We start from the raw sequence: 19,134 nt of genomic DNA, 5'->3' as shown, positions 1-19,134 counted from the left end.
GACCGCCATCGCGCGGGATCTGGGTGCGGATCCTGCCGTGGTCGCCGCCACGATGGTTGCGGGCGGGGCTGGGGCCGACCAACATGGCACTATCGCACCGGCGGATGCCGTGCCCCGATCGTCGGCGATGCGCCGACCACCGTGGTGGACGGGGCGCGTCGGCGCCCCTCGGGTGGCCGCATCGCGGCCGGTGAGGAGGGCGTCATGGATGGCGTCGGTCGTGCAGTGCTCGCATCGCGGGGGTGGTCGCCTGCCGCGATGGCACTGGTGGTGTGTCTCGCTGTCGGGCTCGGCGCCTGCGCGGCGGTGGGCCCCGGCGAGGGATCCGATCCCGGTCGGTCCCTGGGTGTGAGGGAGGCGAGTGCCCCCGGTGTCGGTCCTCGAGACGAGGTGGTGGCCGCCGCCGACCGGGCCCAACGGGTCTCGAGCGGCCGCTTCGGCTTGCAGGTCTCGCTCGGCCGCGAAGGAGCGATGGTTGCCTCCACGACGGTCGAGGGGGTGTTCGACCACGATGCGGGCGCCAGCGAGACGGTGGTCGATCTGGCCTCGCTTCGTGCGCAGCTCCCCGCCGAGGCCGGCCCGATCGCGTCCGAGGGCCTGGGCGACGAGCTCATCGTTCGGATCGTCGACGGCACGGTGTACCTCTACGTGGGCACCGCCGACCGTGAGTGGGTCCTGTACCCGGTCGATGCCGCCCAGGCGAGTCGCACGCTCGGGCTCGCTCGTCCCGACCGGTTCCTCCAGGTCCTCGAGTCCGTGGGCGACGAGGTGACGGTCACCGAGGCACCACCGTTGGACGGTGAACCCACCCGGCGGTACTCGGGCTGGATCGACCCCGAGGGCTTCTCCGAGCTCTCCGCCGACGGTGCCGGTGGAGCACTCGACCAGATGGCCGACTCTCTCCCGCCGGGACTGCTCGACCGCATCGTCAGGTTCGACGCGTGGATCGGCGACGACGGCGTGGCTCGTCGGGTCGTCATCGAGCTCGACCGCGAGGCGGTGTTCGATCTCGCCGAGCGCGTCGAGGGCCCCCAGGCGCTCGACGCCGCCCTTCCCGTGATGCGCTACGAGGTCGACTGGTTCGATCTCGACACCCCGGTGCGGATCGAGCCACCACCGCCGGATCAGGTGTCGGTGATCGACCTCGACGCCATCCGCCCGCCCGGGTAGTCGCGTGTCGCCGTGGTCAGTTGCATTTTGAAACTGACCCGGCGTAGGGTCACGCGGCGTGGGACCGACCGAGACACCGTGCTCCATCGCCGCCACCCTCGACGTGGTCGGTGACCGGTGGACCCTGCTCATCCTTCGCGACCTGTTCCGGGGGGTGCGGCGCTTCAGCGAGCTCCAGGCCGACCTCGGCATCGCCCGCAACCTGCTCACCGATCGGCTCAACCGCCTCGTCGGCCACGGCGTGGTCGAGAAGGTTCCCTACCAGCAGCGGCCCGTGCGCTGTGAGTACCGGCTCACCCGCAAGGGCGCCGACCTGTCGCCGGCGCTGGTGTCGCTCATGGCCTGGGGCGACCACTGGTACGCCGACGCGGGCGCGCCCGTCGAGCTGGTGCACGACCGCTGTGGCACGCCCATCGAACGTCAACCCCGGTGCCCCCGCTGCGAGGAGGCGGTGGCGCCCGGCCACATCCGCAGCCGGCCCGGACCGGGCTCGCTCGTCGCTACAGGAGACTCGTGACCACCGACCTCACCACCCTGCCCACCGCTGACCTCATGGGCGCGGCCAGTGCCGTCCGCGACGACCGGTTCGGCAACCGCACCACCTTCTCGCCCAAGGTGTTCATCCCCCTCACCATGTTGTGTCGCGATCAGTGCGGCTACTGCACCTTCGCTCAGCCGCCGGCCCGGGTCGACTCCCCCTATCTCACCCGCGATCAGGTGCTCGCCATCGCCCGCGCCGGGGCCCAGGCGGGCTGTCACGAGGCGCTGTTCACCCTCGGCGAGCGGCCCGAGCTGCGGTTCGCCGTCGCGGCCGAGTGGCTCGACGCCAACGGCTACGAGTCGACCGTCCACTACCTGGCCGACATGTGCCAGGTGGTGCTCGAGGTCACGGGCCTGTTGCCCCACGCCAACGCCGGAGCGCTGTTCCCCGAGGAGCTGGCGGCACTGCGCAAGGTCAGTCCCTCGCAGGGGATGATGATCGAGTCGCTCCGCGGCGATCTCGACGCTCACCGGGGCTCACCCGACAAGGAGCCCGCCCGGCGCCTCGCCACCCTCGACGCTGCCGGCGAGCTGTCCATCCCCTTCACCACCGGCATCCTCGTCGGCATCGGCGACGACGAGGCCGATCGCGTCACCGCCCTCGAGGCCATCGCCGAGTCGCATCGTCGACACGGCCACGTGCAGGAGGTCATCGTCCAGAACTTCCTGCCCAAGGCGGGTACGGCCATGTGGCGGCACGAGCCCTGCCCCGAGGAACAGCACCTGCGGGCGGTCGCCCTCGCCCGGATGATCCTCCCGCCCGAGGTGCACGTACAGGCACCCCCCAACCTGGCTACCGACCTCGGCCGATTGATCGATGCGGGCATCGACGACTGGGGCGGGGTCTCGCCGGTCACCGCCGACCACGTCAACCCCGAACGGCCCTGGCCCGAGCTCGACCGTCTGCGCGAGGCCACCGAGGCGACCGGGCGCGTGCTCGCGCCGCGGCTGGCCGTACACCCCGAGTGGGCCGCCGAGCCCGACCGCTGGCTCGACCCCGAGCTGCACTTCGCCGTCCTCGACCGGTCCGACGCCGAGTGGCTCGGGCGTGACGACCCCGGCTCGCACCTGCCGGAACGGACCCGCGACCGGTTGCACGCTGGATCCGGTGCCGACGTCGACGTCGCCAACCAGAGCACCGCCTGGTACTCCGGTGCTGCGGTCGAGGCGCCGGCTCTGGTTCCGGCGACGCCGATGCTCGCCGGCCCCGTCGCCGAGGTCCTCGACGGCGTCCGGGCCGGCCAGCAGCCAGGGTTCGACGAGCTGCTCACCTTGTTCAGGGCCCGGGGCAGCGAGGTGGCGGCGGTCGCCGAGGTCGCCGACGAGCTGCGAGCCGAGGCGGTCGGCGACTCGGTCACCTACGTCCACAACCGCAACATCAACTACACCAACGTGTGCACCTTCAAGTGTCGGTTCTGCGGGTTCTCCAAGGGTCCGCTGTCGCTCAACCTGCGCGGCACCCCGTACCTGCTCACCCTCGACGACATCGCCGAGCGGGTGCGTGAGGCCGCCGAGCTGGGGGCCACCGAGGTGTGCCTCCAGGGCGGCATCCATCCCGACTTCGACGGCGACTACTACATCGACGTCACCAGGGCCGTCACCGAGGCGGTGCCCGGGATCCATGTCCACGGCTTCACTGCGCTCGAGGTCACCGAGGGCGCCAAACGTCTCGGCGAACCCCTCGCCGACTACCTGCGGCGACTCATGGACGCCGGGTTGCACACCCTACCCGGCACCGCGGCCGAGATCCTCGACGACCCGGTGCGCGGGCTGCTCTGTCCCGACAAGATCAACACCGAGGAGTGGCTGTTCGCCCACCGCACCGCCCACGAGGTCGGCCTGCGGTCCAACGTGACCATGATGTTCGGGGCGGTCGAGTCGCCCGAGAGCTGGGTGCGCCACATGCTCGTGACCCGCGCCCTCCAGGCCGAGACCGGTGGGTTCACCGAGTTCGTCGGACTGCCATTTGTGCACATGGCCTCACCCATCTACCTGCAGCGCAAGGCCCGACGCGGGCCCACGTTCCGCGAGGTGCTGCTCGTGCACGCCGTGGCCCGCATCGCCTATCGAGGCCTGATCGACAACATCCAGGCAAGCTGGGTGAAGATCGGCGTCGGCGGTGTGCGTCAGCTCCTGCGGGCGGGGTGCAACGACCTCGGTGGCACCCTCATGGACGAGAACATCTCCCGGGCTGCGGGCGCCGAGCACGGCCAGGGTCTCGAAGCCGACGACTTCGCCGCCATCGTCGAGCCCCTCGGCCGCCCGCTCCGGCTCCGCACCACCCTCTACGGCGAGGCTCCGGCCGTTCCCCTCGTCGGGGCCTGACCGAGCCCGAACCGCTCAGAGCTGCAGGTCTCGCCGGCGGAACGCTTCGACCCCGAGTGCACCGAGCCCAGCGCCGACCCCGGTGAGGACGACCAGGGGGAGCACGGCGATGCCCTCGGCCGGGAACGACGGCACGTGGGTGAACGGCGACAGGTTCATCACCATCTGGGGCAGCTCGAGGACGGCGCCGAGCTGGCCCATCACGAAGGTCGCAGCCAGCAGCCCCCACGCCAGCCCGGCCGACCAGCGGGGGACGAGGCCGATCACCGCCAGGACCGCTCCGCCCAACGCCACGAGCGCCGGCAACTGCACAGCGGTGGCGCCACCGAAGCTGGAGAACCCCTCGCCCACGTCGTCGATCATCACCCCGAACACCAGCGCCGACGACACCCCGGTCAGCACCAGGATCGCGAGGATGGAGCCCCCGGCCACCAAGACGGTGGCTCCGATCCAGCGCCGTCGACCGACCGAGCCGGCCAGCACCGCTTCGATGCGGCCGGTGGACTCCTCGGCACGGGTGCGCAGCAACGCCTGGACCATCGCGGCTCCGATCGCCACGGCGGTGAAGCTCATGACGAAGGCGATGTAGGCGTCGACCATCCCGCCCTCACCGACCATGGACCGAAACATCGCCTCGAACTCCTCGCTGAGGCCGACCAGCTCGTCGGCGCCGTCGCCGAGGGAGGCCCAGGCGACGGCGAGGATCAGGATCCCGATGGTCCACGCGGCGAGCGTCGCCCACTGGAGTCGCCACACCAGCTTCAGGGGGTTGGAGAGGCGACCACCGGCAGTGGCCGGGCCGGGTCGCACGTCGACCACCCCGGCACCCAGGTCGCGACGGTCGCCGATCAGATAGGCGACCCCGACCAGGACGGCGATGAACCCGCCGAAGATCAAAAAGACGTCCCACTGGTCCTGGCTGAAGGCGCGCACCTGCTGACCCCACCCGATGGGCGACAACCACGAGGGCCAGGCGCTCACCACGAAGGTCTCACCATCGACGGTGCCCGCGGCGTCGCCGACGGCACGCACGAGGAAGGCGCCACCCAGCGCGGTGCTGGCCAACCCGGTGGCGGCCCGTTGGGAGTCGACCAGTTGGGAGGTGACCGCGGCGATCGCAGCGAAGGACACACCTGCCGCGCCCACGGCGGCGCCGGCGGCGACCGAGCCCTCCAGCGGCAGGTCCTGGGCGAGCAGGGCGGCGGTGGTGACCGTGGCCAGCACAACGTTTGCCAACAGGGCGACCACCAGCGCCGCGGTCAGCCGGGCTCGACGGCCGACGATGGCCGAGCCCAGCAGCTCGGCCCGTCCCGTCTCCTCGTCCTGGCGGGTCAGGCGGGTGATGATGAGGATGCTCATCAGGCCGCCGAGGACCGCGAGGACCCCGAACATCTCGGTCATGGTCATGGCGCCCAGGTGCGTGCCCGACGCGGGGCCGTCGAAGGCGCGGGCCAGGCGGTTGCCGGCGGTGAAGGTGGCGGTGACGAGTCGGTCAGCCTCGGTGGGGGCTACCCCGGCCACCGCGCTCACGGTGAAGAACGACAGAGCGCCGAGGCCGACGATCCAGACCACCAGGTTGATGCGGTCGCGGCGGATTCCGAGGCGCACCAGCCGTGGAGTGCCGGTCAGTGAGCTCATCGGAGAGCGTGGTCGCCGGTGTCGTCGGTGGCGACGTCGTTGTCGGCGAGCTGGTCGCCGTAGTGGCGGAGGAACAGCTCGGCGAGGGTGGGAGGAGTGCTCGTGAGCGACACCACCCCCGCTGCCATCACCCGTTCCAGCGCTGGTTCGATCCGGTCGGAGTCGATGTGGAAGTGCACGTGGCCGTCCTCGACCTCCAGGCCGTGCACGCCGTCGAGCGTGTCGAGTCCCTCGACCGGTTGGCGGGTCGTGGCGGTCACCGAGGTGCGGGTGAGGTGACGGAGCTGGTCGAGCGCCCCCGACTCGACGATGCGACCCTCGCGGATGATGCTGATCCGGTCGCACAGCGTCTCGGCCTCGCTGAGGATGTGGCTGGAGAGAAGCGCGGTCTTGCCCTCCTCGGCGGCCTCGAGCACGACCTGTTCGAAGATGGTCGACATGACCGGATCGAGGCCGCTGGTGGGTTCGTCGAGCAGCAGCAGCTCCACGTCGGAGGAGAACGCGGCGACGATCGCCACCTTCTGGCGGTTGCCCTTGGAGTAGGTGCGGCACCGCTTGGTCGGATCGAGCCGGAACCGCTCGATCAGGTCGGCCCGCCGGCGCGGGTCGAGCCCACCCCGGAGATCTCCCAACAGGTCGATGACCTCGCCGCCCGACAGGTTCGCCCAGAGGTTGACGTCGCCAGGTACGTACGCCAGCCGGCGATGGAGCTCGACGGCATCGTGCCAGGGATCGCGTCCCAGCACCGAGACGTCGCCCGAGTCGTGGCGGAGCAGGCCGAGCAGCACCCGGATGGCGGTGGTCTTGCCGGCGCCGTTGGGGCCGAGGAATCCGTGCACCTCACCTTCGGCGACCTCGAGGTCGAGTCCGTCGAGGGCACGGGTCGGGCCGAAGGTCTTGACCAGGTCGTTGGCGGCGATGGCCTCGGGCATGGCGCTCCGATCAGGTGGGCGGTGAGCGCCACGCTAGCCATGCACCGGCTCGGCGCGATCGGTTGCGCATGGTCGCCGCTGCCTCGCTCCGGATCCTCGAGCGGATTCCGCTCGCTGCCGAGGCGGATCCCGGAGGGGTGTTTGCCCCAGCCAGACCTTGGATGTCGCCGAGCGAGGACTCGCCGGAGACGAGACTGTCAGCTACCAGACCTTTCGCCTCACTCATCGGCTCATCCAGAAGTCTGGTGAGCAGGCTCCTCGGTGAGGTCGATCTCGCCGGACTCCATGGCCTCGGCGATCGAGACGAGCATGCGGTGCTCGAGTTCGGGGGACGTGCCCTCGGCCTGCTTGCGGTCGTAGGCCCAGTGCCCGAACACCACGACCGCCAGCCACATGAGCCAGCGGCGGATGGCGGCGACGAACAACCGCAACGTCAGGAACGGTCTGGGGAGCCGACCCCACCGGCTCCGTCCGAGCAGGACCCGGTCGAGTACGGCCATCGCCTCGCGGAAGATCCGGTCGGATTCGAGGCGGCTCGGGCGCCACATCGACTGTCGAGCGACGTCGGTGATGGCACCGCGCTGGTAGAGGAAGTCGTGGATGATCGCCGCCCGACCGTGGCGCCCCCATGGCGCCACCCACCACCACAGCGGTCGGGGTATCGACGCGAAGTCGGTCGTGAAGCCCGGCGGCACGTTCGCCACCTCGGAGTCGTACTCGTTGACGATCCGGTAGGAGAACGGTTCGCACAGCTCCCATTCGTGGATCGACCCATCCAGATGGTTCACCACCTTCACGTCTTTGGTGAAACGTGCCATTGCCCCCACCCCCTGGTTCGCCATCGTGCTGGTCAGGATCCACCAGTCCACCGATCCGCGCAACTGAATGCTGGTCGGCCCATCGGGCGGTAGGGGACTCACCCCTCGGTGACGATCACCTGGCCGGTCATGCCCGGGCCGCTGTGGAGCCGGCAGAAGTAGTCGTAGGCGCCGGGTTCGTCGAAGGCCCACTCGGTCGTCTCGTCGGGACCCAGCTCGGCGTTGAACAGGTCGGTGTCGGGGCTCTCGCGGGTTCCGGCGGTGACGGTGTGGGTCGTCGAGTCGAGGTTCTCGAAGACCACAGTGGTACCCACCGGCACGGTGACCGGATCGGGCGAGAAGATGAAGGTCTCGATGGTGACCGTCTCGGTGCTCGCAGACTCAGCGCGCTCCTCGGTGGAGTCGTCGGAGCAGGATGCGAATCCGGCCACGAGCAAGAGAGCGACGAAGGCCGTGCCGACGTGGCGGCGGAGGTGGGAGGTGGGGGTCATGGGGAGTGTCTCCTTGGGACGACACGAGGGGGGTGTCCCTGCGCACTGGGACACCCCCCTCGGGAATGGTTGACGGGTCGACCGGGTCGGTCAGGTTGGACCGGAGATCGGTCAGCTCAGGCCCTGCTGGGTGGCGATGGCGCCGGAGAGCGCGAGGGCGGTCATTGGCATGTGGCCGGCTGCGGTGCGCAGGTTGGCGAACACGTCGGGGTCACCGGCGAGGACGGAGTCGATCGCGGCGGTGAGGGACTCGACGTGGGTGGCGAGCTCGCTCTCCACGGCGCTGCCGGGGAGTTCTCCACCGGTGGCGGACTCGATGAACGATCCGAACTCGGAGGCGTAGTCTTCGAGCTCGGTGAGGGCGGCGGCTTGCATGTCGGCGTCGCCGGTGGCTCCACCGAGGGTGTAGTCGACGAACATGGCGATGTGGTCGCGCCACAGCGAGAGGAACTGGTCGCCGGCGTCGTCGCCGTAGACCGATGCGATGGCGTCGGCGAGGGCGACGGAGTTGGTGTCGAGGGTCTCCACCGCAGCAACGGTGGCGGGGGCCTCGAGGTCGCCGCCGTCGGCGACGGCCTGGTTGATGGCGATGCCGGCCAGGTAGACGTGCTCCTGCAACAGAGCCGTCAAGCCAGCACGCAGGTCGGCGGCGGGGGTGTCGACGCCAGCGGTCGCCGTCTGGTCGGTCTGGTCGGTCTGGTCGGTCTCGTCCATCTCCTCCATCTCGGTGGTGGGGGAGGTCCCGACCGGGTCGGGGGTCGCCGTGTCGTCGTCGTTCCCGCACGCAGCGGTCAGCAACGCAAGGGCGGTCACCGCCGCAGCGACTCGGGTGCCTCGGCGGCGGGTCGTGGAGGTGGAGTGGGGGGTGTTCATGATTGGTCCTTTCGGGTGGGTCTCAACGCAGCTTCGGAGCGCCACCCCAGGGCGGATTGGTCAGATTCGAGACCAATCCGCGGGCCCCGCTGCCCCGAAGCATGCACATGGGCTTCGAAAGGCAGAGCCAAGCAACCGAGCTCGGGGCCCGTAGGCTCTCCGAGGATGTGAACCCCTTCCGCCATCTCCGGTCGGTCCCCGACGCGCCCATCGCTGCCTCCGGGTCGTCCGATCCCGCCTCGATCCTTCTCGCCCGGGTCGCCGGGGGCGACCAAGAGGCCTTCGCCGGCCTCTACGACGAGCTTGCCGGCCTGGTGTTCGGAATCGTCAACCGGGTCGTCCGCAACCGGGCCCTGGCCGAGGAGATCGCCCAGGAGGTGTTCATCGACGTCTGGCGCCGAGCCCCGCGCTATGAGCGCTCGAAGGGCTCCGCCCGGTCCTGGGTGTCGACTATCGCTCACCACCGTGCCGTCGACCGGGTCCGTTCCGAGGAGTCGGGCCGGGCCCGTGACGATCGCGTCGGACGGCTCGAACCGACCGACACCGACGGGGTCGCCGACGAGGTCGAGGACCACTTCGAGCGCGACCGGGTACGTCGTGCGCTCGACCACCTCACCCCCGTTCAGCGCCAGACGATCGAGCTCGCCTACTACGGCGGGCACACCTACCGGCAGGTCGCCGCCCTGCTCGACATGCCCGAAGGTACGGTCAAGACCCGTATCCGCGACGGCCTGATCCGCCTGCGAGACATCCTGGGGACGACCCCGTGAACGACGACCTCCACCACCTTGCTGCCGCCTACGCACTCGACGCGCTCGAGCCCGCCGAGCGCGAGCGCTTCGAGGCTCACCTTCGTGAGTGCGCCGACTGCGCCGCTGATGTGGGTGAGTTCGGCGACACCGCCCGCCACCTCGCCGAGGCGACCGCCGAGGCGCCACCCGACCGACTGCGCGACGAGGTGCTGGCCCAGGTGTCGGCCACCCCGCAAGAGCCACCGCGCGCCGGAGGGACCCAACCCCGCCGCCCGCCGCGGCTGCTTCCCGCACTGGTTGCCGCGGCGTTCGTCCTCGTCGCCCTCGGTGCGGGGGTCGTCGCCCGCAACGCCATCGTCGAGCGGAACCAGGCGGAAGAGATGCTGAGCGTTCTCGCTGCATCCGATGCCGAGGTGGTCCCGCTCGAGAGCACCGGGTCGCCGGGCACGCTGCGCGTCGTGTGGTCCCCGAGCTCGCAGGCATCGGTGCTGGTCGGTACCGATCTGCCTCGGCCCGGCGACGATCGGGTGTATGAGCTGTGGGTGCTCTCGGCCGAGGGCCCCCGGTCCGCCGGGGTGTTCGAGCCCGCCAGCGGGGGCGAGATCCAGCGACAACTGGCGTTGCCAGCAGAGCCGGATGCCGGTTGGGGCGTCACGATCGAACCAGCGGGTGGCTCACCGCAACCAACCGGCGACATCCTGTTCCAGGGCTGATCCGCCCGAGCGCCCGTGAAGCCACCGGGAGCTGCGCCTGCAATGGTGGCGAGATGACCGACACCCCCTTCGTGCTGCTCCCTCCTTCGCAGGGCAAGGCCGAGGGTGGGCGAGGACGCTTCCGGCCGAGGACGGGGTCGTTCGCTGGGTTGGCGGCGCAACGCCGCGAGGTGCTCGACGCCCTCGGTGCCGTGCTCGGCGATGACCCCGACCTGGCCTCCATGCTCTTCGGTGCCGAGGGACCGTTGCTGGACCGAGCGATCGGGTCGGTCGAGCGTCTGGTCGCGGGCAGAGCCCCGGTCATGCCCGGCGCGGCGCGCTTCACCGGCGTGGTCTGGGATCACCTCGCCCCGTCGACCTTGGACGACACCTGTCTCGAGCGGCTCATCGTCCCCTCGGCGCTGCTCGGAGCGGTGACCGGTGCCGACCCGACGCCCGACCATCGCCTGACGTTCACCGTGTCGGTGCCCGGACTCGGCCGCCTCGACCGATGGTGGCGGTCCGAGCTCACCGAGGCGGTGATCGATCTGGTCGGTGGTCGACCGGTGGTGGAGATGCTCCCCACCGAGCATCAGCGGGCCCTCGACCTCGACGAGGTGGCAGCGACCGCCACGGTGGTTCGGGTGCGGTTCGTGTCCCGGACCGGCACACGGGCGGTGGGCCACGCCGCCAAGGCGGTGAAGGGCATCGCTGCCCGGACCGTGCTCACCGAGGGCCTGGGTGCGCTCGGTGACCTGGCCTGGGAAGGGTGGTCGGCTCGTTCCGTGGCCGATGACCGGATCGAGATCGTCGCCCCGTGAGGTCGGTCGCGAGCGATCAGACCAGCTTGTCGAGGAACCGGTCGACGTCGACGATGACCCGGGTGATCTTCCCCGCGCCGATCAGGCCTCGGGCGTCCCTGGCCGACACCGTGAACACCAACCGGCGACCCTCCACCTTGTCGAGGGTCGCGTCGGCGGTGACCTCCCCTCCCACCTCGGTGGGCGCGAGGTGGTCGATCTGGACCCGCATCCCGACCGAGGTCTCGGTGGGGGCGAGCTGACCGTCGATGGCGGCCATGGCGGCTTCCTCGAACAGCGCGACCAGCCGAGGGGTGGCGAGGACCGGCACCGAGCCGGACAGCATGGCGATCGCGGTGTCGGGATCGGACACGGTGTGCTCGACCGTGGCCGACGAGCCCTGACGTGGAGGCATCCTCGGTACCCTAGGGACCCATCGGGGGTCAGGCCAGCCCAGCAGGTCGGAACCCCACCCACGCACCCGACCCCTGGGGAGACCTGTGATCGACGAGGACGTCATCCAAGCCACGATCGGCACCGCGATGCGCACCGGTGGTGAGTTTGCCGAGGTGTTCGTCGAGGACCGGCGTTCCACCGGTGCGGTGCTCGACGACGGTCGGGTCGAGGATCTCAGCTCCGGTCGCGACCGTGGCGCAGGGATCCGCGTCGTCGTTGGTGACACGACCGGTTTCGCCCACACCGCCGACCTCACCGAGGCCGGTCTGCGCCAGGCCGCCGAAGCGGCGGCCGCAGCCGCGAAGGGCGGGTCGGGCGGCACCCGGGTGGTCGACCTCACTCGCCAGAGCGCCCCGCGACCCAACGCGGTGCGCACCCTGCCCGAGGACGTGGCCAAGGCCACCAAGGTCGAGCTGTTGGGCCGCGCCGACGAGGCGGCTCGGGCCCAGGGGTCCGAGATCAGCCAGGTCATGGTCCGCTACGGCGATAACCGGCGCCGCATCCTGGTCGCCAACAGCGACGGGCTCCTGGCCGACGACGACCAGGTCCGCACGCTCTTCTCCATCTCGTGTGTCGCCAACGGCGACACGGGCATGCAGACCGGACGGGAGTCGATCGGCCGCACCGTCGGGTTCGAGCTGTTCGACATCTACGACATCGAGGACCTCGCCCGCACCGCGGCGCGTCGGGCCATCACCAAGCTCCAGGCGGTGCCCGCGCCCAGCGGATCCATGCCGGTGGTCATCGGCAAGGGCGGCGGTGGGGTGCTGTTCCACGAGGCCTGCGGCCACGGGCTCGAAGCCGACCTGGTGGCCAAGAAGGCATCGGTCTTCGCCGGCCGCAAGGGCGAGCAGGTGGCCAGCCCGCTGGTGACCCTGGTCGACGACGGCACGATGGCCGAGGAGTGGGGCGCCTACTCGATCGACGACGAGGGCAGGCCTGCCCAGCGCAACGTGTTGATCCAGGACGGCGTGCTCACCGACTACATGTGGGACCATCTGCGGGCCCGCAAGGAGGGTCGTCCCAGCTCGGGGAACGGCCGGCGCCAGAGCTACCAGCACCTGCCGATGGTGCGGATGACCAACACCTACATGGGCAACGGCAGCGACGACCCGGCCGAGATCATCGCCGCCACCGACCACGGCGTGTTCGTCGCCCAACTCGGTGGAGGACAGGTCAACACCGCAACCGGCGACTTCGTGTTCGGCATGACCGAGGCCTATCTCATCGAGGACGGCAAGGTCACCTCACCCATCCGCGACGGCAACCTGATCGGCAACGGCCCCGAGGTGCTCACCCGCATCGACATGTTGGGCAACGACTTCGAGATGGGCCATCCCGGCACCTGCGGCAAGGATGGCCAGGGAGTCCCCGTCGGTGACGGTACCCCCACGCTGCGGGTCACCAGCCTCACCGTCGGCGGCACCGCGGCGTAGGCGGTCTGACGATGAGCGACGAGTTGTTCTCCCTCGCCGACCAGGTGCTGGCCGACGCCAAGCCTGGCGAGGCGGCCGAGATCGTGGTCGAGCGGTGCCGCGACACCCAGGTGCGGGTCTATGGCGGCCAGGTCGAGTCCCTGTCCTCGGCGGTGTCCGAGGGTGTCGGTGTCCGAGTCGTGGTCGACCACCGGCAGGGCTTCGCCTACGCCGGCACGCTCGACCCCGCGGCGGTGGCCGACGCGCTCGCCGAGGCGCGCGACAACGCCGCCTTCGCCACCGCTGATGAGCACGTCGGCCTGGCCGAGCCCGATGGCGTGGCCGTGCCCGACCTCGCGCTCTTCGACCCTGCTCTCGGGACCACCGCGACCGAACGCAAGGTGCAGTTGGCCACCGACCTCGAGCGAGCCGTGCTGGCGGCCGACCCCCGGATCACTGGCCTCGAGTCGGCCGACTACGTCGACTCGACGACCGAGTCGGTGGTCGCCAGCACCACCGGTGTCCGGTCGTCGTCGCGCGACGGTGTCTGTTACGTGATGGCCAACGTCCTGGCCGAACGAGACGGCGAGACCCAGCTCGGATTCGGTTTCTCGGTTGGCCGGGATCCCGCGGCGCTCGACGTCGACCTGGCCGCGGCCGACGCAGCCGAGCGGGCCACGCGGATGCTGGGTGCCACCCAACCACGATCGCAGCGGGTCACGATCGTGCTCGATCCCTTCGTGACCGCCCAGCTGATCTCCATCATCTCGGGAACCCTCACCGGCGACGCTGTGCAGAAGGGAAGATCGCTGTTCGCCGACCGGGTGGGCGACGAGATCGGTTCGCCGTCGATCACCCTGGTCGACGATCCCACCGACATCCGGGCCTTCGGTGCCTCCCAGACCGACGGCGAAGGTCTGGCGTGTCGCCGCAACGCCCTGATCCGGCACGGGGCGCTCGACCACTTCGTGCACAACACCCTCACCGCACGCCGGGCCGGCACCACCTCCACGGGCTCTGCGGTGCGAGGCGGGTTCAAGTCGGTGCCCGCCGTCGGATGCCGGGCGGTCGGGCTCGCACCCGGCCAGCTCGACCAGGACCAGATCCTCGCCGAGGTCGGCGATGCCATCCTCGTGCAGTCGGTCTCGGGTCTGCACTCGGGTGTGAACCCGGTGTCGGGCGACTTCTCCACCGGTGCCCAGGGGGTGCGGGTGGTCGACGGCCAGCGGGGTGAGCCGTTGCGCGAGTTCACCATCGCCTCCACGCTGCAGAAGATGCTCCGAGACGTGGTGGCGGTGGGATCCGACGTCGAGTGGCTGCCGATGAAGGCCTCGGGCGTGACCCTCGCGGTGACCGACGTGACCGTGTCGGGAGCCTGAGTGGCCGACGACCTCCTGGCACTGGCGAACCGCCTGGCCGAGCGTGCGCGACCCAACGAGCAGGTCGAGGTCACCATCGGACGAGGCCGGCGCACGGGCGTCCGGGTCCACGGCGGCGAGGTCGAGTCCTTCACCTCGGCCACCTCGCTCGGGGTGGGGGTGCGGGTCATCTCCGACCACCGTGAGGGGTTCGCCCACGCTGGGAGCCACGACCTCGACGTGTTGGACGAGACCCTCGCCGATGCCCGCGACAACGCCGGTTTCGCCACCCCCGACGAGCACGCCGGCCTGGTCGAACCCGACGGCGTCGAACCGGTCCCGATCGATCACTGGCACCCCGAGCTGCTCGCCTACCGCGACGAGGACAAGATCGCCCGCACCCTCGAGCTCGAACGCCGAGTGCTGGCCGGCGACGCCCGGATGCAGTCGGTCCGCTCGGCGTCGTGGTCCGACGGCGCGGCCGAGTTCGCGCTCGCATCCAGCCGGGGTCTCGGGCTCTCCACCAGGACCACCTCGTGCTCGTTGTCGATCTCGGCCATCGCCGGCGACGGAGACGACACCGCAACCGGTTCCGGCGTCGACGCGGCGCGGGTGCCGGGCGACCTCGACGACGACCAGGTGGTGGCCGATGCGGTCGAGCGGGCGACCGAGCTGCTCGGCGGCAAGCCGGTCGAGTCCCGACGGGTCACGCTGTTGCTCGAGCCACGTCTGGCGGCGAGCCTGCTCGGCATCGTCGCCCGCACCCTCACCGGCGATGTGGTCTTGAAGGGCCGGTCACCCTTCGCCGACCGTGCGGGCGAGGAGATCGCACCCGCATCGCTCACGCTGGTCGACGACCCCACCGACACCCGCTCGATCGGCGCCGACAGCCACGACGGCGAGGGACTGGCCACCCGTCGCAACGTGCTCATCGACCGTGGGGTGCTCGCCGGGTTCCTCTATGACGGCACCACCGGTCGGCGGGCGGGCCGGGCCTCGACCGCGTCGGCGGTGCGGGGTTCGCGCAGCCTGCCGTCGCCGGGGCTGCAGCTCATGGTGATCGAGCCTGGATCGGGCGACCACGATGAGTTGCTGGCCGGCATCGACGAAGGGTTCGCCCTGCGGTCGATGAACGGGCTGCACTCGGGGGTGAACCCGGTCTCGGGCGACTTCTCGGTCGGGGCCGAGGGCCGCATGATCCGTGGGGGAGCGCTGGCCGAGCCGGTGCGCGAGGTCACCATCGCCGGGTCGCTCCAGCGCATGCTGCTCGACATCTTGGCGGTGGGTGGCGACCTCACGTGGCTGCCCGGCGGCACCGGCATGACGAGCCTGGTCATCGGCGGCGTCTCCCTCGGCGGCCGCTGACGTCCGGTTCGCCGTTCTGCCGGCACGAAACGCCCTCACCGGGCCTTCTGTGCCGGCAGTCCCGTGTCAGATCGTACGGCGGTAGCGGACCTCGCGGAGTCGGTGGCCGTCTCGCGGGTTCGCGATTCGATCGGACCCGGTCGGGGTAGTGCCGCAGCATGACCACGACCGACACCCCAGGAGCGGGCAGCCCGGACGTCACCTCGCCAAGCCTGGGAGAGGTGGTTCCCCCCACGATCGAACCGGTGGTGGTCACTGCCAGCTACCCGGCAGGCGAGTACCTGGCTTCGATCGCCCAGCTGCTCGTCGGGACCTGCGAGACCTGCACCGCTCAGGACGTCGTCGAGCTGATCCCGGTGCGTCGGATGGTCCACGAGGTGGCCTGCCACCTTGACCGGTTGGTTCAGGACGGGCTGCCGATCGCGGTGCGCATCGCTGCAGCCAGTGGCCAGGTCGACGTCGAGCTGAGCGGACGTACCGTCGGCGACGGCGCGGTGGTCGACACCTGGCTACTGGAACAAGCTCGGCAGGTGTTCGACCGTGTCGAGGTCGACCGCCGCGACGACGAGCTGGTGATCGGCCTGGGACGCATCTGGGAGCTGCCCGGAGGTTGATCCCCCGGCTCGCTCCCACCCAAATCGCGCGGATTCGTCGCGCTGAGCGCGACGAATCCGCGCAATGTCGCTGGGGGCTGGCGAGGATGGGCGGGAAGGGAGCGTCGACAGCGGATGCCAGGCAGGGCGCGGCGTTCAGCTGTCAGGTTGGCGAGGGCCGGTAGGCTCGTCGCCCGTGGCGCCACCTGAAGGCACAGAACCGGAACGGGCCGTCGACCGGCACCCACACCTCGCCGAACCCCGTCGCGATGGCTGGGTTCGGGTCGACATGCACAGCCACACCATGTGGTCGGGCGACTCCACCACCACCCCCGACGAGATCGAAGCCGCCGTGGTCGACAGCGGAGTCGACGTGCTCTGCATCACCGACCACAACGCCATCGCCGGCGCCGACGAGCTGGCGGGGCGCCTGCCGTGCCGGGTGATCGTCGGCGAGGAGCTGCGGACCCAGCTGGGCGAGATCATCGGACTCTTCCTGACCGAGCGCATCCCCTTCGGCATCTCGCCGGTCGAGGCCGCAGGTCGCATCCGCGACCAGGGCGGGGTGGTGTACATCCCCCATCCGTTCGACCCCATGCGGGCCAACCTCAAAGCCGAGGTCATCGACGAGCTCGTGGCCGAGGGGCTGGTCGACGCCATCGAGGTCCGCAACGGCAAGACCAGCCTCGACCATCTCAACCGTCATGCCGCGGAGTACGCCGCCTCCCACGGTCTGCTGGCCGGAGCGGGGAGCGATGCGCACGTCCCCGACGCGCTCGGAGCGGTCTATGTGGAGATGCCCGACTTCGACGGTCCCGAGGAGTTCAAGCGGTCCCTCGCAGAGGGTCGGGTGGTCGGCCACCACTTCGACCGTGCGCGGCCGTGGACACCGCGCATCATTCCCTCGCTGTCACAGGACTGATCGTTGTCCATCATCCAGGCGGTCGTCCTCGCGGTCATCCAGGGCCTCACCGAGTTCTTCCCCGTCTCCTCCAGCGGCCACCTGGTACTGGCCCGTTGGCTGTTCGGCTGGGACCCCTTCGTCGATGAACCCCACCTCGAGCTGGCCTTCGACGTGGCGGTCCACCTTGGCACCCTCACCGGCGCGATCGCCTACTTCTGGCGTGATCTGGTGCGCTACGCCACCGCCGGCATGGCCATCGTCGTCGACGGCGACCGTCGCCGCGCGGGCGATGTCGATGGTCGTATCGCGTGGCTGCTGGTCCTCAGCGCCGTTCCCGCAGCGCTGGTGGGTGTGTTCCTCGTCGACTCCGGCGAAGGTGGGGGTTCGAACATCGCGCTGGTGGCCGGCGCGCTGATCGTGTTCGGCCTGGTGCTCGGCTGGGCCGACCGCCGCCGGGGCGGGCGCGACGCCACCGGGTTCCGCCTGGTCGACGCGCTGTTGATGGGTGCAGGGCAGGCGATGGCCCTGCAGCCGGGTGTGTCGCGCTCGGGCGCCACGATCACCGTTGCCCGCGCCATGGGCTTCGGTCGCGACACGGCCACGCGGCTGTCGTTCCTGATGTCGATCCCGGTGATCGCCGGGGCCGGACTGCTGTCGGCGGTCGACGTGTTCGGTGACGGCGGTGTGCCGCCGGCGTTTCGATCGGCGTTCGCCGCGGGCTTCGTCGTGTCGGCGTTGACCGGCTGGGCGGCGGTGTGGGCGACCCTGCGCATCGTGCGAACCCGGAGCTTCGACATGTTCGTCGCCTACCGGGTCGTGCTCGGGGTGGCCGTGCTGGCCGTGCTGGCCTCACCCTGGCGCTGACCCGAACTTGGGGTGCTCAGCCGCGGATCGCCACGCTGATCACCGCGTAGGACAGCGCCGTCGCGAGCCGTTCGGCCCCCGCCTGCGAGGTCGCCACTGTGATGCCCGCGTCGTCGACGGCCACCACCACGGCGCCGTCGGCCACCAGCGATGTCGGCGACCTCCCCCTTGCCTGGGAGGGATCGGTCGTGGCGAGCACATCGACGACCTGGCCCACCTCGAACGGAGACCGGTGCGCCGGCATCGGGATGGCGACCGCACGTTCGCCGGGCTCCAGCAGGGCGGCGACACCCACCGAGCCGCCGGGCGCGAGCCGCTCGGACGCCACCGCCTCGCCCGCCAGGATCGGGTGCCGGACCGTCCGCCCGACCGGGTGGGCATCGACTGCACCGGTGGGGACCATCGAGGCCGGTACCGATGCCAGCTCGGTGTCGCCGGTGTCGATCACGTGGCCGAACCCGAGGTCGGAGCTGGCCACCACCACCTCGACCAGGTCCCCGTAGGCGTCGGCCCCCGCGGTGGTGGCTTTGAGCGCGGAGCTCACCACCGCGAAGGTGGACACCGCCGCCAGCCCGGCGAGGAACCAGAACAGCACCGGCTGACGCCGAAGCGTGGACGACAGGCGGCGGCGGGGTCGCGAAGCGAGCGTCGGTCGAGATGGGAGCGGGCCAAGGCCACCCACGGTGCCAACCTCCCGGGAGAACATCGACGGGAGGGGGAAGCTGGCGACGACGGTAGCCGTCGAGGGCGACCGCGTCGAGGGTCGCGCCGCCTGCTCAGGCCGAGGTGCTGGCCGCCTTGGTGTCCGACGACGACGAGCTGGAGCCCTCGGACGAGGACGACGATTCGGAGCCCGAGGTGCTCGAGCCGCCATCGGTCGACGAGGAGGACGAAGACGTCGAGTCCGAGGAGTCTGATGAGGAGGAGGCCGAGGCCGAGCCACCGCTGCTGCTCGAGCCGCTGGCAGCTCGGGTGTCGGTCTTGTAGAAGCCCGATCCCTTGAAGCTGATGCCCACCGCCGAGAACACCTTGCGCAGCGATCCCTCGCAGGAGGGGCAGGTGGTCAGCGGGTCGTCGTGGAACGACTGCTGGATCTCGAGATCCTCGCCGCACTCGCGGCAGCGGTACTGGTAGATGGGCATCGAACT

General features: G+C 70.5%; 20 protein-coding genes and 1 pseudogene. 13 read left to right on the top strand and 8 right to left on the bottom strand.

Annotation, left to right across the window (positions count from 1 at the left end):
• Nucleotides 1-258 precede the first annotated feature (258 nt).
• From U5K29_11205 to cofH, 3 genes are read left to right on the top strand one after another with little or no spacing between them, the layout of a single operon-like run.
• A complete protein-coding gene (locus U5K29_11205; GenBank protein MDZ7679107.1) occupies nt 259-1,170 on the top strand; it encodes a hypothetical protein in 912 nt (303 codons plus the stop codon).
• A 58-nt stretch (nt 1,171-1,228) separates the two neighbouring features.
• Nucleotides 1,229-1,687, top strand: a complete 459-nt coding sequence (locus tag U5K29_11200; GenBank protein MDZ7679106.1) for a winged helix-turn-helix transcriptional regulator — start codon at nt 1,229-1,231, stop codon at nt 1,685-1,687.
• Nucleotides 1,684-4,035: a 5-amino-6-(D-ribitylamino)uracil--L-tyrosine 4-hydroxyphenyl transferase CofH gene (cofH, locus tag U5K29_11195; GenBank protein MDZ7679105.1), complete on the top strand. Its 2,352-nt coding sequence runs from the start codon at nt 1,684-1,686 to the stop codon at nt 4,033-4,035. The genes U5K29_11200 and cofH overlap by 4 nt, the downstream gene beginning before the upstream one ends.
• A 15-nt stretch (nt 4,036-4,050) precedes the next feature.
• On the opposite strand, the gene U5K29_11190 is transcribed toward cofH, so the two are convergent.
• The 5 genes from U5K29_11190 to U5K29_11170 form a co-directional block, all read right to left on the bottom strand.
• Nucleotides 4,051-5,673 (bottom strand): hypothetical protein, encoded by a 1,623-nt coding sequence (locus U5K29_11190; protein ID MDZ7679104.1) that lies wholly within the window; start codon nt 5,671-5,673, stop codon nt 4,051-4,053.
• Complete coding sequence (locus tag U5K29_11185) at nt 5,670-6,605, bottom strand: ABC transporter ATP-binding protein (protein MDZ7679103.1); 936 nt, start codon at nt 6,603-6,605, stop codon at nt 5,670-5,672. Before U5K29_11185 ends, U5K29_11190 begins: the two co-directional genes overlap by 4 nt.
• Before the next feature lie 230 nt (nt 6,606-6,835).
• Nucleotides 6,836-7,423 (bottom strand): DUF1353 domain-containing protein, encoded by a 588-nt coding sequence (locus U5K29_11180; protein MDZ7679102.1) that lies wholly within the window; start codon nt 7,421-7,423, stop codon nt 6,836-6,838.
• Nucleotides 7,424-7,521: 98 nt separating this feature from the next.
• On the bottom strand, nt 7,522-7,914 hold the full coding sequence (locus U5K29_11175) for a cupredoxin domain-containing protein (protein ID MDZ7679101.1): 393 nt from the start codon (nt 7,912-7,914) through the stop codon (nt 7,522-7,524).
• Nucleotides 7,915-8,025: 111 nt separating this feature from the next.
• The gene (locus U5K29_11170) at nt 8,026-8,787 is read right to left on the bottom strand and encodes a hypothetical protein (protein MDZ7679100.1); all 762 of its coding nucleotides are present in this window, start codon (nt 8,785-8,787) and stop codon (nt 8,026-8,028) included.
• A 167-nt stretch (nt 8,788-8,954) separates the two neighbouring features.
• Between U5K29_11170 and sigK the strand changes: the two genes are divergently transcribed.
• Genes sigK through yaaA form a run of 3 tightly spaced genes read left to right on the top strand, consistent with a single transcriptional unit; the run spans nt 8,955 to nt 11,052 of the window.
• A complete protein-coding gene (gene sigK / locus U5K29_11165) occupies nt 8,955-9,557 on the top strand; it encodes an ECF RNA polymerase sigma factor SigK (GenBank protein MDZ7679099.1) in 603 nt (200 codons plus the stop codon).
• Nucleotides 9,554-10,252 carry an anti-sigma factor gene (locus tag U5K29_11160; protein MDZ7679098.1) on the top strand — a complete coding sequence of 233 codons (699 nt, stop codon included), beginning with the start codon at nt 9,554-9,556 and terminating at the stop codon, nt 10,250-10,252. The genes sigK and U5K29_11160 overlap by 4 nt, the downstream gene beginning before the upstream one ends.
• Before the next feature lie 53 nt (nt 10,253-10,305).
• The gene (gene yaaA, locus U5K29_11155; GenBank protein MDZ7679097.1) at nt 10,306-11,052 is read left to right on the top strand and encodes a peroxide stress protein YaaA; all 747 of its coding nucleotides are present in this window, start codon (nt 10,306-10,308) and stop codon (nt 11,050-11,052) included.
• Between the two features lie 16 nt (nt 11,053-11,068).
• Here yaaA and U5K29_11150 read toward each other — a convergent pair whose 3' ends face one another.
• Entirely contained in the window at nt 11,069-11,446 is a 378-nt protein-coding gene (locus U5K29_11150; protein MDZ7679096.1) for a hotdog domain-containing protein, read from the bottom strand.
• Between the two features lie 85 nt (nt 11,447-11,531).
• On the opposite strand from U5K29_11150, the gene U5K29_11145 reads away from it, so the two are divergent.
• From U5K29_11145 to U5K29_11120, 6 genes are all read left to right on the top strand, one after another.
• Nucleotides 11,532-12,923 (top strand): TldD/PmbA family protein, encoded by a 1,392-nt coding sequence (locus U5K29_11145; GenBank protein ID MDZ7679095.1) that lies wholly within the window; start codon nt 11,532-11,534, stop codon nt 12,921-12,923.
• Nucleotides 12,924-12,934: 11 nt separating this feature from the next.
• Complete coding sequence (locus U5K29_11140) at nt 12,935-14,281, top strand: TldD/PmbA family protein (GenBank protein MDZ7679094.1); 1,347 nt, start codon at nt 12,935-12,937, stop codon at nt 14,279-14,281.
• Entirely contained in the window at nt 14,282-15,625 is a 1,344-nt protein-coding gene (locus U5K29_11135) for a TldD/PmbA family protein (GenBank protein ID MDZ7679093.1), read from the top strand.
• Between the two features lie 158 nt (nt 15,626-15,783).
• A complete protein-coding gene (locus U5K29_11130) occupies nt 15,784-16,239 on the top strand; it encodes a hypothetical protein (protein ID MDZ7679092.1) in 456 nt (151 codons plus the stop codon).
• Nucleotides 16,240-16,414: 175 nt separating this feature from the next.
• The gene (locus U5K29_11125; protein MDZ7679091.1) at nt 16,415-17,140 is read left to right on the top strand and encodes a PHP domain-containing protein; all 726 of its coding nucleotides are present in this window, start codon (nt 16,415-16,417) and stop codon (nt 17,138-17,140) included.
• A 3-nt stretch (nt 17,141-17,143) separates the two neighbouring features.
• Entirely contained in the window at nt 17,144-17,986 is an 843-nt protein-coding gene (locus tag U5K29_11120; GenBank protein ID MDZ7679090.1) for an undecaprenyl-diphosphate phosphatase, read from the top strand.
• A gap of 16 nt (nt 17,987-18,002) precedes the next feature.
• Here the strand turns inward: U5K29_11120 and U5K29_11115 are convergent, their stop codons facing one another.
• Nucleotides 18,003-18,581: an SAF domain-containing protein gene (locus tag U5K29_11115; GenBank protein MDZ7679089.1), complete on the bottom strand. Its 579-nt coding sequence runs from the start codon at nt 18,579-18,581 to the stop codon at nt 18,003-18,005.
• Nucleotides 18,582-18,787: 206 nt separating this feature from the next.
• Between U5K29_11115 and U5K29_11110 the strand changes: the two genes are divergently transcribed.
• Entirely contained in the window at nt 18,788-18,973 is a 186-nt protein-coding gene (locus U5K29_11110) for a hypothetical protein (protein ID MDZ7679088.1), read from the top strand.
• Between the two features lie 14 nt (nt 18,974-18,987).
• Here U5K29_11110 and U5K29_11105 read toward each other — a convergent pair.
• Nucleotides 18,988-19,128 (bottom strand): annotated as a pseudogene (locus U5K29_11105) (FmdB family zinc ribbon protein).
• Nucleotides 19,129-19,134 lie beyond the last annotated feature (6 nt).

Source organism: Acidimicrobiales bacterium (assembly GCA_034521975.1).
GTDB lineage: Bacteria > Actinomycetota > Acidimicrobiia > Acidimicrobiales > SKKL01 > SKKL01.
The sequence above is the reverse complement of the archived record's forward strand: the minus strand, read 5'-3'. Positions and strand labels throughout refer to the sequence as shown.